General features: G+C 67.6%; 14 protein-coding genes. 2 read left to right on the forward strand and 12 right to left on the reverse strand.

Annotation, left to right across the window (positions count from 1 at the left end; all coding sequences use genetic code 11):
- Nucleotides 1-98 precede the first annotated feature (98 nt).
- From amt to glnA, 3 genes are all read right to left on the reverse strand, one after another.
- Nucleotides 99-1,529, reverse strand: a complete 1,431-nt coding sequence (gene amt, locus R5H29_RS14690; RefSeq protein WP_332329361.1) for an ammonium transporter — start codon at nt 1,527-1,529, stop codon at nt 99-101.
- 22 nt (nt 1,530-1,551) lie between these two features.
- A complete protein-coding gene (locus tag R5H29_RS14695) occupies nt 1,552-1,890 on the reverse strand; it encodes a P-II family nitrogen regulator (RefSeq protein ID WP_004134334.1) in 339 nt (112 codons plus the stop codon).
- 346 nt (nt 1,891-2,236) lie between these two features.
- Entirely contained in the window at nt 2,237-3,646 is a 1,410-nt protein-coding gene (glnA, locus tag R5H29_RS14700) for a type I glutamate--ammonia ligase (protein WP_019661939.1), read from the reverse strand.
- A gap of 224 nt (nt 3,647-3,870) precedes the next feature.
- Here glnA and R5H29_RS14705 point away from each other — a divergent pair, with 224 nt between their 5' ends.
- Together R5H29_RS14705 and R5H29_RS14710 are read left to right on the forward strand one after the other, a co-directional pair.
- The gene (locus tag R5H29_RS14705; RefSeq protein WP_111097740.1) at nt 3,871-4,665 is read left to right on the forward strand and encodes an undecaprenyl-diphosphate phosphatase; all 795 of its coding nucleotides are present in this window, start codon (nt 3,871-3,873) and stop codon (nt 4,663-4,665) included.
- Nucleotides 4,666-4,738: 73 nt separating this feature from the next.
- On the forward strand, nt 4,739-5,566 hold the full coding sequence (locus tag R5H29_RS14710; protein WP_155028770.1) for an META and DUF4377 domain-containing protein: 828 nt from the start codon (nt 4,739-4,741) through the stop codon (nt 5,564-5,566).
- A gap of 155 nt (nt 5,567-5,721) precedes the next feature.
- On the opposite strand, the gene R5H29_RS14715 is transcribed toward R5H29_RS14710, so the two are convergent.
- The 9 genes from R5H29_RS14715 to R5H29_RS14755 all read right to left on the reverse strand — a co-directional run bounded on the left by R5H29_RS14715 (nt 5,722) and on the right by R5H29_RS14755 (nt 14,701).
- Complete coding sequence (locus tag R5H29_RS14715) at nt 5,722-6,330, reverse strand: YbhB/YbcL family Raf kinase inhibitor-like protein (protein ID WP_058980253.1); 609 nt, start codon at nt 6,328-6,330, stop codon at nt 5,722-5,724.
- A 10-nt stretch (nt 6,331-6,340) separates the two neighbouring features.
- Nucleotides 6,341-8,410 (reverse strand): tetratricopeptide repeat protein, encoded by a 2,070-nt coding sequence (locus R5H29_RS14720; RefSeq protein WP_332329362.1) that lies wholly within the window; start codon nt 8,408-8,410, stop codon nt 6,341-6,343.
- Nucleotides 8,411-8,466: 56 nt separating this feature from the next.
- On the reverse strand, nt 8,467-9,456 hold the full coding sequence (locus R5H29_RS14725; protein WP_026347255.1) for a YheT family hydrolase: 990 nt from the start codon (nt 9,454-9,456) through the stop codon (nt 8,467-8,469).
- Nucleotides 9,457-9,508: 52 nt separating this feature from the next.
- Entirely contained in the window at nt 9,509-10,300 is a 792-nt protein-coding gene (locus R5H29_RS14730; RefSeq protein WP_332329363.1) for a lysophospholipid acyltransferase family protein, read from the reverse strand.
- 121 nt (nt 10,301-10,421) lie between these two features.
- The gene (locus R5H29_RS14735; protein WP_021204081.1) at nt 10,422-10,856 is read right to left on the reverse strand and encodes a hotdog fold thioesterase; all 435 of its coding nucleotides are present in this window, start codon (nt 10,854-10,856) and stop codon (nt 10,422-10,424) included.
- Nucleotides 10,857-10,866: 10 nt separating this feature from the next.
- Entirely contained in the window at nt 10,867-12,918 is a 2,052-nt protein-coding gene (locus tag R5H29_RS14740) for a phospholipase D family protein (RefSeq protein ID WP_021204082.1), read from the reverse strand.
- A complete protein-coding gene (locus R5H29_RS14745) occupies nt 12,915-13,541 on the reverse strand; it encodes a YceI family protein (RefSeq protein ID WP_019661947.1) in 627 nt (208 codons plus the stop codon). Before R5H29_RS14745 ends, R5H29_RS14740 begins: the two co-directional genes overlap by 4 nt.
- Before the next feature lie 4 nt (nt 13,542-13,545).
- Nucleotides 13,546-14,022 (reverse strand): histidine phosphatase family protein, encoded by a 477-nt coding sequence (locus R5H29_RS14750; protein ID WP_019661948.1) that lies wholly within the window; start codon nt 14,020-14,022, stop codon nt 13,546-13,548.
- Between the two features lie 49 nt (nt 14,023-14,071).
- Nucleotides 14,072-14,701, reverse strand: coding sequence for a ParA family protein (locus tag R5H29_RS14755; RefSeq protein ID WP_010487235.1), 630 nt, complete (start codon nt 14,699-14,701; stop codon nt 14,072-14,074).
- Nucleotides 14,702-14,732: the final 31 nt, after the last annotated feature.

A 14,732-nucleotide genomic window follows, 5' to 3' on the forward strand; every position in this document is an offset into this window, starting at 1 on the left:
CCCGGATCCTGTGCCAAGCAAGCTTGGCACCTACCAGAACCAGGACAGGAGAAGTGCCGACCAACGGTCGGCACCCACCACGTCAGTACGCCGCTACCTCAGGCCTCGTAGGCAGACTCGCCGTGCGAAGTCACATCCAGGCCAGTGCGCTCTGCTTCTTCGGTCACGCGCAGGCCCACCACGACCTTTACCAGCAGCAGGATGACCGCGGTCACCACCGCCGACCACAGCACGGTCAGGCCGACGCTGACCACCTGCACCCACACCTGGTGGCCGATATCCAGATCGGCCTTGGTGCCGCCCAGCGACTGCGCGCTGAACACGCCGGTGAGGATCGCGCCGACGATGCCGCCGACACCATGCACACCGAACACGTCGGCGGTGTCGTCCACCTTCAGCAGGCGCTTGAGGCCGGTCACGCCCCACACGCAGATCACGCCGGCGACGAAGCCGATCACGATCGCGCCAAGCGGGCCGACCGTGCCACAGGCCGGGGTGATGCCGACCAGGCCGGCCACCGCACCCGAGGCTGCACCCAGCGCCGACGGCTTGCCCTTGCCGATCGCTTCCACCAGGGTCCAGCCGAGCACGGCGGCGGCGGTGGCCAGCACGGTATTGAGGAAGGCCAGCGAGGCCACCGTATCGGCCGCAGCGGCGGAACCGGCGTTGAAGCCGAACCAGCCTACCCACAGCAGCATGGCGCCGATGTAGGTAAACGGTACGTTGTGCGGCTTCAGCGCGGTCTGGCCGTAGCCCAGGCGCTTGCCGACGAGCCACGCGCCGACCAGGCCGGCCACGCCCGCATTGATGTGGACCACGGTGCCACCGGCGAAGTCGATCGCGCCCAGTTCACCCAGGTAGCCGCCGCCCCAGACGATGTGCGCCATCGGGATGTAGCTGAGGGTGAACCACAGTGCCGAGAACAGCAGTACCGCACGGAACTTGATGCGCTCGGCGAAGGCACCGACGATCAGCGCGGTGGTGATGCCGGCGAAGGTCGACTGGAAGGCGACGAACAGGTAATCCGGCAGGCCCTTGATCGGCGTATTGCCCACCGACTCCGGAGTGAAGCCCTTGAGGAAGGCGAATTCGGTGAACGAGCCGAAGAACGGATTGCCGGCGCTGAACACCGCACTGTAGCCATAGGCCACCCACAGCAGCAGCACCAGCGAGAACACCACCAGGATCTGGCTGAGCACAGACAGCACGTTCTTCGAACGCACCAGGCCGCCATAGAACAGGGCCAGGCCTGGAACCACCATCAACAGCACCAGCAGGGTGGAGGTGAGCATCCAGGCGACGTCGCCACGATCATAGGCAGCGGCCGCTTCGGCCACGGCGGGCACGGCGGCGGTGGCGGCCGGATCGTGCAGCGGCTCGACCGCCACGGTTTCGCTCGGCAGCGGCGACACCTGTGCCTGGGCGTGGGCGCTGCCCGGCCAGGCACCAGCGGCCAGCGCGCTGAGCAGCATCAACAGGCACACCAGATGGAACCGGGCTTGCCACCCGGTGAGAAGGCGCATCTTCATGGGGGAGTCTCCGGAAGGGGGCTTACAGCGCGTCGGCGCCGATTTCGCCGGTGCGGATGCGGATGACCTGCTCGACAGCGGTCACGAAGATCTTGCCGTCACCGATCTTGCCGGTGCCGGCAGACGACTGGATCGCTTCGATCACCGCGTCGGCACGTTCGTCGGTGACGACGGTTTCGATCTTGATCTTGGGCAGGAAGTCGACAACGTACTCGGCACCGCGATACAGCTCGGTGTGGCCCTTCTGGCGACCGAAACCTTTCACTTCGGTCACGGTGATGCCCGACACGCCTGCATCGGACAGGGCCTCGCGGACCTCGTCGAGCTTGAACGGTCGGATGATGGCGGAGATCAGTTTCATGCGCATGTCCCGAGGGTGGATGGGGCCAGCGCGCCAGCGCGCGTTGGCATCAGGCAACCACGGGTCATCAGGATGATGACCGTGGCTGTTGCACCGGACACGTACAGGGCCGGGACGGCCGTGCCTCTCTCCTTGCACGACCGACGCGGGAGGGAGGGCGGCCCTGGTCGCGTATCCGGTCTCTCTCTTGCCCCTGGATAAGCGGGCCAATGGCTCGCGTTCCAATGCAGCGGACTGACAGTCCGCTCTACAACGGCGGGCCTGCGCCCGCCCTGCGGCTCCCCAGCCGCGAGAACGGAAGCGATGGCGGCGGGTGGGAGGGGGAACCCACCGCCATCGCGCCCGGTCAGCTCGCGTAGTACAGCTGGTATTCCAGCGGGTGGGTGGCCGCGCGGAACTTGGTCACTTCCTGCATCTTCAGCGCGATGTAGCCGTCGATGAAGTCATCGCTCATCACGCCGCCGGCCTTCAGGAACTCGCGGTCCTTGTCCAGCGCTTCCAGCGCCTGGTCCAGCGAGGAGCAGACCTGCGGGATCAGCTTCTCTTCCTCCGGCGGCAGGTCGTACAGGTCCTTGTCGCTCGGTGCCCCCGGGTCGATCTGGTTCTTGATGCCGTCCAGGCCGGCCATCATCAGCGCGGTGAAGGTCAGGTAGCCGGACTGGATCGGGTCGGGGAAGCGCATTTCGATGCGGCGCGCCTTCGGATTGGACACCCACGGAATGCGGCACGAGGCCGAACGGTTGCGGGCCGAGTAGGCCAGCATCACCGGCGCCTCGAAGCCCGGCACCAGGCGCTTGTAACTGTTGGTGCCCGAGTTGGCGAAGGCATTGATGGCCTTGGCGTGCTTGAAGATGCCGCCGATGTACCACAGCGCCAGCTGGCTCAGGCCACCGTAGCCGTCACCGGAGAACAGGTTGGTGCCGCCCTTGGACAGCGACTGGTGCACATGCATGCCGCTGCCGTTGTCACCGACGATCGGCTTGGGCATGAAGGTGACAGTCTTGCCGTTGCGATGCGCGACGTTCTTGATGACGTACTTCATGCGCAGCAGCTCGTCGGCCTTCTGCACCAGGGTGCTGAACTTGGTGCCGATCTCGCACTGGCCGGCGGTGGCCACTTCGTGATGCTGCACTTCCACTTCGATGCCGACCTGTTCGAGGGTCTTGCACATCTCGGCGCGCAGGTCGTGCAGGGTGTCGGTCGGCGGAACCGGGAAGTAGCCGCCCTTCACGCCGGGACGGTAGCCGCTGTTGGCGCCGTCATACTTGGCGCCGCTGTTCCATGCCGCTTCTTCCGAGTCGACCTTGAAGAAGGTGTTGCCCATTTCGTTGGCGAAACGGACCGAGTCGAAGATGAAGAATTCCGGCTCCGGGCCGAAGAACGCGGTTTCGGCGATGCCGGAGGACTTCAGGTAGGCCTCGGCACGCTTGGCGATGCCGCGCGGGCAGCGGCCATAGGCCTGCATGGTGGCCGGATCGAGGATGTCACAGCTGATCACCAGGGTCGGATCGGCGTAGAACGGATCGACGTAGGCGCTGGACGGGTCCGGCAGCAGCACCATGTCCGATTCGTTGATGCCCTTCCAGCCGGCGATCGAGCTGCCGTCGAACATCTTGCCTTCTTCGAACAGCGACGGCTCGACGATGCTGACCGGGAAGGTGACGTGCTGCTCGACGCCACGCATGTCCACGAAACGCAGATCGACGAATTCGATCTGGTTGTCCTTGATCAGCTTCTCAACGTTTTCCACGGACATCGGTACGACCTCGGATGGGGATGAATGCCTGCTGAGGTACAGCAATGACCGTGCCAACTTTTTGCGACCCGCAAGTCGTTGATTTCCCTAAGCCCGCCCCGCACCGGTGCGGAACAGCGCGCACCAAACGGGTGCAGTCGGCAGCAGGCGCACCCGTTTGGTGCAGCAGGGATCGTCTATCCTCTCGACCTTCTTCCTTCCTGCCGCGCGTGCCCGCACCGTCCATGTCCGACCTGCTCTCCGCCCTGCTGCTGGGCATCCTCGAAGGCTTGACCGAATTCCTGCCTATCTCCAGCACCGGCCATCTGCTCATTGCCCAGCACTGGCTGGGTGCCCGCTCGGACTTCTTCAACATCGTCATCCAGGCCGGCGCGATCGTCGCGGTGGTGCTGGTGTTCCGCCAGCGCCTGCTGCAGCTGGCCACCGGCTTCAACCAGCGTGAGAACCGGGAGTATGTATTCAAGCTGGGGGCGGCCTTCCTGGTCACCGCCGTGGTCGGCCTGGTGGTACGCAAAGCCGGCTGGTCGCTGCCGGAGACGGTCAGTCCTGTGGCCTGGGCGCTGATCATCGGCGGTGTCTGGATGCTGCTGGTGGAGGCCTACACCGCGCGCCTGCCTGACCGCGACCAGGTGACCTGGACCGTGGCGATCGGCGTCGGCCTGGCGCAGGTGGTGGCAGGCGTGTTCCCCGGTACCTCGCGCTCGGCCTCGGCGATCTTCCTGGCCATGCTGCTGGGCCTGAGCCGCCGCGCGGCGGCGGCCGAATTCGTGTTCCTGGTCGGCATTCCCACCATGTTCGCCGCCAGTGCCTACACCTTCCTGGAACTGGCCAGGGACGGGCAGCTGGGCAGCGAGAACTGGACCGAGGTGGGCGTGGCCTTCCTTGCCGCGGCCGTCACCGGCTTCGTCGTAGTGAAGTGGCTGATGGGCTACATCAAGTCGCACAGGTTCACGGCCTTCGCCCTCTACCGCATCGCGCTGGGCGCGGCGCTGCTGCTGTGGTTGCCCTCCGGCAGCTGAACAGCACCGGGGCACGGTAACCCCAATGCCGGCCCCACCCCGTTTCCCCCACGGTTCCCCAAGGAGAATCACCATGAACCGCAAGCTCACCCTGCTCCTCCCGCTGGCCCTGATGGCCGCGTGCAGCCAGACCCCGGCCCCGGCCGGCACCGGCGGCGATGACGTGGCCCCGGCCGCGGCCAAGGCAGCGGACCAGCAGACGCTGGCGCATCTGGACGCGCAGCGCCTGCAGAGCCAGCACTGGCTGCTGCAGCAGGCCACCGGCGCCGACGGCAAGCGCATCGACGCGCTGTTCGCCCGCCAGGACAAGCCGGTCACCCTCGACTTCGCTGACGGCCGCCTGTCGGTCAGCAACACCTGCAACCGCATGGGCGGTGGTTACACCTTCGACGCTGGCAAGCTGGCCGTCAGCGCGATGGCCTCGACCATGATGGCCTGCACCGACAAGGCGCTGATGGCGCTGGACGAGGCCGTGTCGAGCCGCCTGCAGGGCGAACTGAAGGCCGAGCAGGATGCCGATGGCAGGCTGACCCTGACCACCGCCAAGGGCGACACGCTGGTCTTCAACCCGGAACCGACCGCTGAAACCCGTTACGGCGGCGCCGGCGAAACCGTGTTCCTGGAAGTGGCCGCGAAGACCGAGAAGTGCTCGCACCCGCTGATCCCGGACTACCAGTGCCTGCAGGTGCGTGAAGTGAAGTTCGACGACAAGGGCCTGAAGCAGGGCGAGCCGGGCAAGTTCGAGAACTTCTACGGCACCATCGAGGGCTACACCCACGAAGACGGCGTGCGCAACGTGGTGCGCGTGAAGCGCTACGAGGTGAAGAACCCGCCGGCCGATGCGCCGTCGCAGGCGTACGTGCTGGACATGGTGGTCGAGTCGGCCATCGAGAAGAAATAAAACGATGGAAGGGCGGCCGAGAGGCCGCCCTTCTTCGTTGTGCGTTGTAGAGCCGAGCCCATGCTCGGCTGCTGTCTATCGGGAAAAGCAGCCGAGCATGGCTCGACGCTACCGAAAGCAACGCCGGCCAGCGGCCGGCGCTACCGGGGTTGCGGTTACAGCGCCGGGTTCAACGTGTAGGTGCCGTGCAGTGCGGCTTCGGCCAGCACGTGGCCGTGCATGGCGCGGTACGCGTCGGCGGCGGTGAAGCGCTGCGGCAGGTCCAGCGACGCCACGTCCAGCGCGAATACCCGGAAGAAATAGCGGTGCATGCGCTCGTCGTTGAACGGCGGATACGGGCCGTCATAGCCCAGGTAATCACCGGCCATGTCCGGGTTGCCCGCGAACCAGCCGGTGAAGTCGTTCAGGCCCTGGCGGCTGCCGGCCGGACCGGCGGGTGCGGGCTTTCCCTTCACCACGAAGCCGTCGCTGCAGCTGCCAGCGGCGATCTCCTGCACCGAGGCCGGAATATCGGCCATCACCCAGTGCACGAAATCGCAACGTGGCTGGTCACGCGGCACACTCATGTCGCTGCGGCCAACCGTCTCCGGCACGGTCGGCACGTCCGGGTCCACGCACACCAGCAGGAACGAGCGGGTGCCGGCCGGCGCCCCGTTCCAGGCAAGGTGCGGGTTGCGGTCGGGCGCAAAACCATTGGCATCGCCGGCGGCGAACTCACGATCAATCGGTGCGCCATTGGTCAGGCTGTTACTGGTCAGCTGCATCAGGATCTCCTCACTCTTCCGGGTAACCCAGGCGCACCGCAACCGGGGTGAGCTGGGCGAAGGCGGCGCTCATCACGTCGCGGTAGTTGCGCCAGTGGCCGGGCGGGAAGCGCGGCGCGCCCAACTGCGCCGCCGGCGGCATCGGCCGCTCGAACAGGCGGCCCAGCAGTTCGGCCATCGCCTGCGGATCGTTGCCGACCTGGTCGATGCGCAGCAGCACGTGGGGGTACAGGTCGTCCTCATGCAGCGTGGCAATCTGGTTCAGCGCGCGGGTCAGCCATTCACTGGCTTCGGCCAGCGAGGTCATCGCCAGCGGCGCGGCGGCACCGTAGGCCACCCAGTCCAGCAGCATGTCGCGCGGATCACGCAGCACCAGCACCAGTCGCCCCTGCGGCAGCTGCGGGCGCAACGCCCACAGCAGGGCGTTGTCCCACCACAGCAGCCAGTCGATGACGGTATCGCTCTGCAGGCCACGCGCCGGCAGCTGTTCGCGCCAACGCTGCACCAGCCGCTCCGGCGTCAGTACGCCCGAAGCGAGATCCTGCAGCGTGTTGTAGTTCTGGAACGCATCGTCGGGCGGGTTGCTGGTGTAGCGGTCGCTGCGCAGCACCGGGCTGGCGGCCGCCAGGCCGGTCGCCACGCGCTCCACGCCCGAGCCCGGCGCGCCCCAGAGGAAGATCGGCGCGGAACTGGTGTTGCCGTCAATCTCACCCTTCTCCGGCCAGCTTGGCGGAGACTTGGCCTGCGGTGGCAGCGGCAGGCGTTGCGGGGCCTGGTCGGCCTGCAGCGACAGCCAGGTACGCAGGGCCTCCTGCGGCTGGCCGGCACGGTCCTGGATCTCGCCCATCCAGGTGCGCAGATCGGCGCGATGCGCTTCCGGCGCCTGCTCGACCAGCGCCTGCACGCGGGCCACCGCAGCAGGCGGATCACGCTGCAGCAACCCTTCAACCAGGCGGGTTTCGCCACTGACACGCCCCGGTTCAATGCTGACGATACGCTCGGCAATGGCTTCGGCCTGCTCGTGCTCGCCCACCATGTCGTGCAGGCGCAGGCGTGCTTCCAGCGCCGGCAGGTGGCCCGGCATGGCGTCCATCCAGCGTTCAACGGTCGCCGCGGCAGCGGGGCTGCCAACTTCTTCCACGGCCAGGCGCGCCAGCCACAGATCATGCAGCTGCGGGTGCTGCTCCAAGGCAGCGTCGAGGCGTGCACGCGCCTCGTCTTCGCGGCCAAGGCGCTGCCAGGACATCAGCAGCAGCTGCAGCAGCTGGCGGTCATCGGGGATCGCTTCCAGCAAGGGCAGCAGATGGTCCAGCGCCTGCAGCGGCTGGCCGTTGCGCAACGCCAGCTCACCGGCCAGGCGCCGCATCGCCGGCACGTCCAGCTCCGGCTGCCGCAGGGCCACCTCCATGGCTTCGGCCGCCGCCGGCACGTTGCCCTGGCGCAGCGCCAGCTGCACCACCAGGCCATGCAGCGAGCTGATGGCCGGGTTCAGTTCCAGCACGCGGCGGAACGCCTGCTCGGCGAATGCCAGCATGTCCTTGCCAAGGTAGGCAAAGCCCAGCGCATAGAGCACGCGGGTGTCATTCGGCTGGGCCTTGTTGGCTGCCGACAGCAGCACCAGCGCACGGTCCGGGTCATCGCGGCGCAGCGCGATCATGCCGTCGATGGTCAGCAGCTCGGGGTGCTCCGGCTCCACGCGCGAGGCCAGGGTGGACAGGCGTTGTGCCTCGTCGAAGTCATTGCGGCCAACCGCCAGGTGCGCCTGCATCAGGTAGGCGGCGAAGGAATTCGGGTCGAGGCCGGTGGTGCGCGCCAGTGCCTCGTCCGCGCCCTGGTACTGGCGCAGGGCAAGCAGCAGGCCAGCGTGCTGCAGGTGCAGCTGGGCATCATCGGGGGCCAGCTGCAATGCCTGCTGCAGGGCCTCCATGGCATCTTCGGCCTTGCCCTGCTGCTGCAGCGCAAGCGCCAGCCAGCGGTGGGCCCCGGCCTGGCCGGGTTCGTCACGGGTCCACGCCTGGGCCAGCTGCACGGCCTGGTCGGCCTGGTTCTGGCGCAACGCTTGGATGATCTGGTCTTGCATGGCGGTCCGGTTCGAGTGCAAACCCGCATTGTAGCGGTCCACGCGCCGGTGCCGGTTCAGCCCGCCAGCACCCGCTGCAGGCGCTGCGCCACCCACCGTTCGGAGAAGCCGTCGCCCCGCCAGTTTTCCAGGAAACCGCAGTGGCCTCCCCAGCAGGCGGTCTCCAGGCGCGCGTGGCGCGGCAGCTGCCAGTCGCTGAAGGTCGCATAGGGAATCACCGGGTCGTCCTGCGCCATCAGGATGTCGGCCGGCACCTGCAGGGCCGACAGGCGGTCACCGGCAATCGAGTAGCCATCGAAATAGGCCTGCAGCGAGCCAAAGCTGGTATGCCGTTCAACCAACCAGGCGGTCAGCGCACGGATATCCAGCTTCAACACGCGGTCGTCGCAGTCGCTCAGCTCGGGGAACAGATCGCGCTTGCGGCGCAGCGAGCCGGCCCATTTGCGTCGGAAGTACCAATCGTACATTGCCGGACCATTCTCGATGCTCTCCATGGTCAGCCCCGGGTCCAGCACCGGGCACACCGAGGCCACGCGCAGCAGCGGCACGCCGGCGGCCGGCGCGCGCAGGGCCAGGCGCAGCACGAAATTGCCGCCCAGTGAGTAGCCGGCCGCCACCAGCGGCAGCTGCGGCCAGCGCTGGGCGATGTCTCCTGCGGCATGCACCACTTCATCGATCAGGTTGGAGTGGAAGATGCCGGGGTTCAGGTGATGGGTGTTGCCGTGGTCGCGGAAGTTCAGGCGCACGACATCGAAACCCTGTTCGATCATGCGCGCGGCCGCCATGCGCATGTAGCTGGATTCGGCACTGCCCTCCCAGCCATGCAGCAGCAGGGCCATGCCCTTGGGTTCGCGGCCTTCGACATGGCTGTGCCAGCCCTGCAGGCGCACGCCATCGCCGCCGTCGAGGATCAGCTCTTCGCTGACCGCGCCGGTGGCCGCCAGCAGCAGCAGGCCGCGCTGCAGGCGCATGCGGCTGGAGCTGAGCATCGACTGCAGGTGCGGGTTGCGCAGCCAGCGCGGCGGCTGGTAGTCAGCCGCATGCAACGTCGGCGTACCGGCGTCCAGGACAGGTGGCGGAACCAGGGCCACCGTGCCCTCAACCGGTGCTCATGGCCGCCACGATGCGCGCGCGCGAGGTCTCCGCGATGCGCCGACGGCCTTCCAGGTCCTGTGCACCGATCGGTGCCAGGAAGTGCACTTCCGCACGCCGCGCCGGCTCACCGAGCAGGCGCAGGAAATTGGCGAAGAAGCTCTCGCCGGGGCCGAATGCCACGATGGTCTGTGCGTCACCCTTGAGCCCATAGACCAGCGCCACCGGCTGCACCGGAACGCCGGTTTCAACCGCGGCCTGGAAGATGCGGGCATGGAACGGCCCCACTTCGTGGCCACCGCGGGTGCGCCCTTCCGGGAACACGCCCACTGCCTTGCCGCCACGCAGGCGATCAGCCATCACCTGCATCACCCCGCCCAGCGACTCGGTGTTGCCACGCTGGTGGAAGATGGTCTGCCCGCGCGCAGCGAGCCAGCCGACCAGGGGCCAGCTGGCGATTTCGCGCTTGGCGACGAAGCCCATCATGCGCTGGCTGTGCAGGATGCAGATGTCCACCCAGCTGACATGGTTGGCCACGAACAGCACGGCACCGGGCAGCGGCGCGCCCATCTGCACCACGCGGAAGCCGAAGATCCACATCAGGCCCCCCTGCCACCAGTTCACCACCTTCGCCCCGAAGGTATCCTCGCCCACGCGCAGCTCGCCCCACGGCGGAAGCATGCCGATCAGGATCAGCGGCAGGAACACGGTGATGTGGACCAACAGCAGCGGTACGCGGTACAGGTAACGGCACACACGCGCCACGCCGCCACGGGGGGCCGGAGTGGGGGAAGTCATCCGCGCACGATACCGGAGCGTCGCAGCAGCTGCCAGCCGATTTAGGCCATAACCGCCATTGACCGGGGCAATCGGTGGGGAACGCTGGGTTCTGCCGTCGTCAACACGCCCGACCGGGGGCTCAACCGTGGCCGGCCGCCACCACCGCCAGGGTCAGCCGCGAAATGCATACCAGGCGACCCTGCTCGTCCTCGATGCGGATCTCCCACAGCTGGGTGCTGCGGCCCACATGCAGTGCGCGGGCGGTGCCGGTGACAATCCCCGAGCGCACCGCCCGCACGTGGTTGGCATTGATCTCCAGGCCCACGCAGACCTGCTTTGCGGTATCCACGCACAGGTTGCCGGCGCTGCTGCCCAGCGTCTCGGCCAGCACCACCGAGGCCCCGCCGTGCAGGATGCCGTAGGGCTGGCGGGTGCGCTGGTCCACCGGCATGGTGGCCTGCAGCCAGTCTTCGCCCGCTGCGCTGAAGACGATGCCCAGGGATTCGATCGCCGTGTTGCGGCTGAGCGCATTGAGCTGCTCGAGGGAAACGGCTTCGCGGAACACCTGGGTCATGCGGTCACCTTCAGAGAATGGGAACGAGGCCGGCACCGAATGCGGTCAGCATGCGCACCAGCAGCCACTTCGGGCCGACGTTGACTTCGGGGAAGTCGCCGACGGCAACGTAGCAGCGATGGAACTCCGGGTCCTGCCGTGGCAGCGGCTGCGGGCAGTCCGGGCCGGGCTTGAACTCGTAGTCGGTGGCATAGCGCCATGGCCAGAAGTCGAGGATCGGCAGCGCTTCGGAGGCTTTGCCGACGCTGTAGTTCAGCCCCGACAGCACCGGCGGCTTGGCCCGCGGCGCCACCGTCCAGGAGTTCTGCGGATGGGTATCGCGCAGGATGCTCTCGGCCAGCTGCTCGGCAAACACCGGATCATCGATGATCACCGCGCCTTCGGTGTTGTAGTTCTCGCTGCGCGGATCGAAGTTGTGGGTGCCGACCACGCCGATGCGGCGGTCGACCACCAGCGACTTGGCGTGCAGGCCCATGCGCGCGCCCTTGCGGGTGACCGGCAATGGCTTGTTGACCGCCTTGCTGCCCAGGAACGAGGGCCGCGTTTCGGTGCGCAGCAGGCGCGTTTCCACCTCGCTGCCGGCCGCGCGGCGGCGTTCGCGCGCGTTCTGGTAGGCACTGCCGGTACGCGGATGATTCACCACTGCCTGCCTGCGCGTTGTTGCCCGGTCCCCCTCGCTGCCCCCCCCGGCATTGCTGCCGGCGGCGCTGCCGCCGATCAGCGGGTTGCGGCCGCCGTCGTCGTCTGCCCCGGGGGCGGCGATCGGGTCGGGCAGCAGGTTGCGGTAATCAACCGGCGCATCCAGCGGGAACGGCTTGTATTCGAAGATGTTGAAGCCCAGTTCGCGCATGTTGCGCCGCTTGTACTTGTACGACAGCGCATACACGATGGGATTGTCGGTGGCCGCCAGGCTGTTGCTCGACACCACCACGCGCGGTGGCTGCGGGCGCTTGCGCAGCTCGCGGAACAGCTTCTGCGCGGGCTTGGACAGCACCAGGTACGGCGTCTGCAGGATCACTTCCTTCTGCGCACCGGCAATGAGCGCATCCAGCTGGGGCTCGGTCACGTGCTGGCCAGCCAGCGGGGCATCGGCCTTCTCGCGCCGGTGCTTGCGCGGCAGGTCGGCGACATAGCGCACCGAGGCCACCGGCAGCGCGGTATCCACGAAGGAACGGGTGACGAAGTCCATGTCATTGGCTTCGGCACTGACCCGCTGCACCCGTTCCGGGCGGCGGAACGTGGCGGGGGGCAGCGCCGGCACGCCCTCGCGCAGCAGGGTGCGGCCGACATCATTCAGGCGCTCGGCCGGCACGCTGCGCTGGGCACGCCAGAAGGCATCGAAGTTGGCCGCCATCGCACGCGCCTCGGGGCCGGCAATCAGCACGTCGCGGTCGCGGAAGTTGTACTCGCGGTCCCAGTCGTAGTAGTCGTCCTGGTAGTTGCGGCCTCCGACCACGCCGATTGCGTCGTCGATTACCAGCAGCTTGTTGTGCATGCGCTGGTTGAAGCGCCGGAAGCAGCACAGCACGCTGCCGGCATAGTCGAAGTAATTCAGCCGGGCCTTGCCGAACGTCGGGTTGTAGACCCGCAGCTGGAAGTTCTGGTGGGCGCCGGACAGCGCGCCGAGGATCTGCAGGTCGGAGATCGCCGAGAGCTGGTCGATCAGCACCCGCACCTTCACCCCGCGCCGCGATGCAGCCAGCAGTTCGTCGATGACCAGCCGGGCGCTGTCGTCCTTGTCGAAGATGTAGGTCTGCAGGTCGATGCTGCGGGTGGCGCTGCGCAACAGGTTCAGCCGCGCCACCAGGGCGCCTTCTCCCTCGTCCAGCAGGGTGGCGTAGTGGCGCGGCTGCTCCGGGGTGGATTCGGTGAACGCCCGGCCGGCCAGCGCCCGCAGCGGCGAGTCCTGCGCGCAGCGGTCGGCGCGCTGGCAGTCGACCTGGGTCGAGCGCGCCTGCACGGCGATCGCTTCGGCGCGGTCGCGCTCGGTATTGGACAGCGATGCACAACCGCTGCCCAGCAACACGGTTGCCAGCGCCAGTACACGCAGCAGGAGGTTCACGGTTTCGGCGCCTCGCTCAGGCGCGCTCGCAATACGAAGGTCACACGATCACTCAAGGCAAGCTGCCAGCTGTCCATTCCATACCGGCCTCGCTGCACGGTACCGCGGCTGACGACGTCGCAATCATAGCCGGGTCGGGCGCACTCCGCCTTCTCCACCCTCAGCTTCTCGGGATGGCTGACCCCGCGCAGGGTCAGCCGGCCGTTGATGTCACCCCCCTCTTCCACGGTCTCCGGCCAGTACGGCAGCGAGTCGAACTCGACCACCGGGTGGCGGCCCGCGTCGAAGAATTCCTCGCCGCGCATCCAGCCGGTATAGCGCGCCTTGCCGGGGATCTCGACCGAGCGCGTGAACATCTTGAGGTGCACCTGGTGGCGGCCATCGGAGAGGATCTCGATGCGGCCCTCGAAGTGCGGGAACACGCCTTCGATGCGCTGGCCGAAGCGGGTGCGCACCTCGAAACCGATCTGCGAGCGTTGGGTGTCCAGGCGCAGGACCCGATGCGCTTCGGCGACCACCGGCGGCAGGGGCGTTGGCGTTGGCGGAGGAGGCGCGGCAGGCCAGGCCGCGCCGGAAGCCAGCAGCACGGGCAGCAGAAAGCGGCTGCGCCGCGCCAGGCTCATTGGATCACGGCCACCAGAACGCGTTCAGGCTGGCCACGCCCGGCTCGATCGAAGCCTCGCGCGGGAAGCCGAGCACGGCAATGCCGGCCGGCGGCATGCCGCGGTAGTCGCTGCTGGTGCCGTCGGTCATCAGGGCCACCAGCTGCTCCAGGCCCGGGTTGTGGCCCACGATCAGCACCCGGTCCAGGTCGCGACGCTCGTCCACCAGCGCCGCCAGGGTGCCCGGGGTGGCTTCGTAGATCCGGTCTTCCAGGCGCTTCTCGACATAGCCGATGGCCGTCATCACCGCTTCCAGGGTCTCACGGGTACGTCGCGCCGGCGAGCACAGTACGCAGTCCGGTAGCAGGTTGTTCTCCTTCAGCCACTTGCCGGCGGCTTCGGCTTCGGCCAGCCCCACCGGCGACAACGGCCGGTCGAGGTCGGCCTGGCCGGGGGTCGCCGGCTCGGCATGGGCATGGCGCAGCAGGATCAATTCACGCATCGCGGGTTTCCATGAAGAAGAGGATGCAGCAGGAAGGGTGATGCAGGCATCAAAGCTTCAGCCAGGACAGCAGCGGCTCCCAATCGGCCTGGTGCTCGCGCACCTGGGCCGAGCGGTAGTCGAACAGGCTGCGGCCAAGGCCGGTCATGACCACATAGCTCTGGCTGTCGCGCAGCTGCGCGACCACCGGGTACGGCCATTCACCCAGCATCTGCAGCGCCTGCTGCGAGGTCTGGGTCCAGGGCTTGGTACGGTTGAGCACCAGACCCACTGGCAGCTTGCGGCTGTGCACGCGCGGGTTCTGGGCCAGGCTGTTGAGGAAACCGACGATGGCTTCGATATCCAGCGCCGAGGGCAGCACCGGCACCACCACCGCGTCGGCAGCGTCGAGGAAATGGGGAATATCGTCGGCCAGGGCGCCGGCCGGCGCATCGATGATGACGGTGTCGGTACCGTCGGGCAGCTTCTGCGCCCACTGCTTCTTCCGATATACGTCGATCGGCAGCACCGCACTTTCCAGCCCGGCACGGCGTTGTGCCCAGCGGGTGCTGGAGCCCTGCGGGTCGGCATCGGCAATCACCGTGGCCTTGCCCTGCAATGCCGCGTACGCGGCCAGGTGGGTGGCGACGGTGGTCTTGCCCACCCCGCCCTTGGAACCGGCCACCAGGATCGTCTTCATGCCAGCCTCGCTTCCGGGTACGTTCCCCGAG

Source organism: Stenotrophomonas sp. A3_2 (assembly GCF_036624925.1).
Lineage (GTDB): Bacteria > Pseudomonadota > Gammaproteobacteria > Xanthomonadales > Xanthomonadaceae > Stenotrophomonas > Stenotrophomonas hibiscicola.

Bases quoted from the DNA above. Each gene is read 5' to 3' on its own strand.
- R5H29_RS14730 (WP_332329363.1), bottom strand. From the start codon at position 10,300: ATGACTTCCCCCACTCCGGCCCCCCGTGGCGGCGTGGCGCGTGTGTGC.
- R5H29_RS14750 (WP_019661948.1), bottom strand. From the start codon at position 14,022: ATGCGTGAATTGATCCTGCTGCGCCATGCCCATGCCGAGCCGGCGACC.
- R5H29_RS14745 (WP_019661947.1), bottom strand. From the start codon at position 13,541: ATGAGCCTGGCGCGGCGCAGCCGCTTTCTGCTGCCCGTGCTGCTGGCT.
- R5H29_RS14695 (WP_004134334.1), bottom strand. From the start codon at position 1,890: ATGAAACTGATCTCCGCCATCATCCGACCGTTCAAGCTCGACGAGGTC.
- R5H29_RS14755 (WP_010487235.1), bottom strand. From the start codon at position 14,701: ATGAAGACGATCCTGGTGGCCGGTTCCAAGGGCGGGGTGGGCAAGACC.
- R5H29_RS14705 (WP_111097740.1), top strand. From the start codon at position 3,871: ATGTCCGACCTGCTCTCCGCCCTGCTGCTGGGCATCCTCGAAGGCTTG.
- R5H29_RS14720 (WP_332329362.1), bottom strand. From the start codon at position 8,410: ATGCAAGACCAGATCATCCAAGCGTTGCGCCAGAACCAGGCCGACCAG.
- R5H29_RS14735 (WP_021204081.1), bottom strand. From the start codon at position 10,856: ATGACCCAGGTGTTCCGCGAAGCCGTTTCCCTCGAGCAGCTCAATGCG.
- R5H29_RS14710 (WP_155028770.1), top strand. From the start codon at position 4,739: ATGAACCGCAAGCTCACCCTGCTCCTCCCGCTGGCCCTGATGGCCGCG.
- R5H29_RS14715 (WP_058980253.1), bottom strand. From the start codon at position 6,330: ATGCAGCTGACCAGTAACAGCCTGACCAATGGCGCACCGATTGATCGT.
- glnA (WP_019661939.1), bottom strand. From the start codon at position 3,646: ATGTCCGTGGAAAACGTTGAGAAGCTGATCAAGGACAACCAGATCGAA.
- amt (WP_332329361.1), bottom strand. From the start codon at position 1,529: ATGAAGATGCGCCTTCTCACCGGGTGGCAAGCCCGGTTCCATCTGGTG.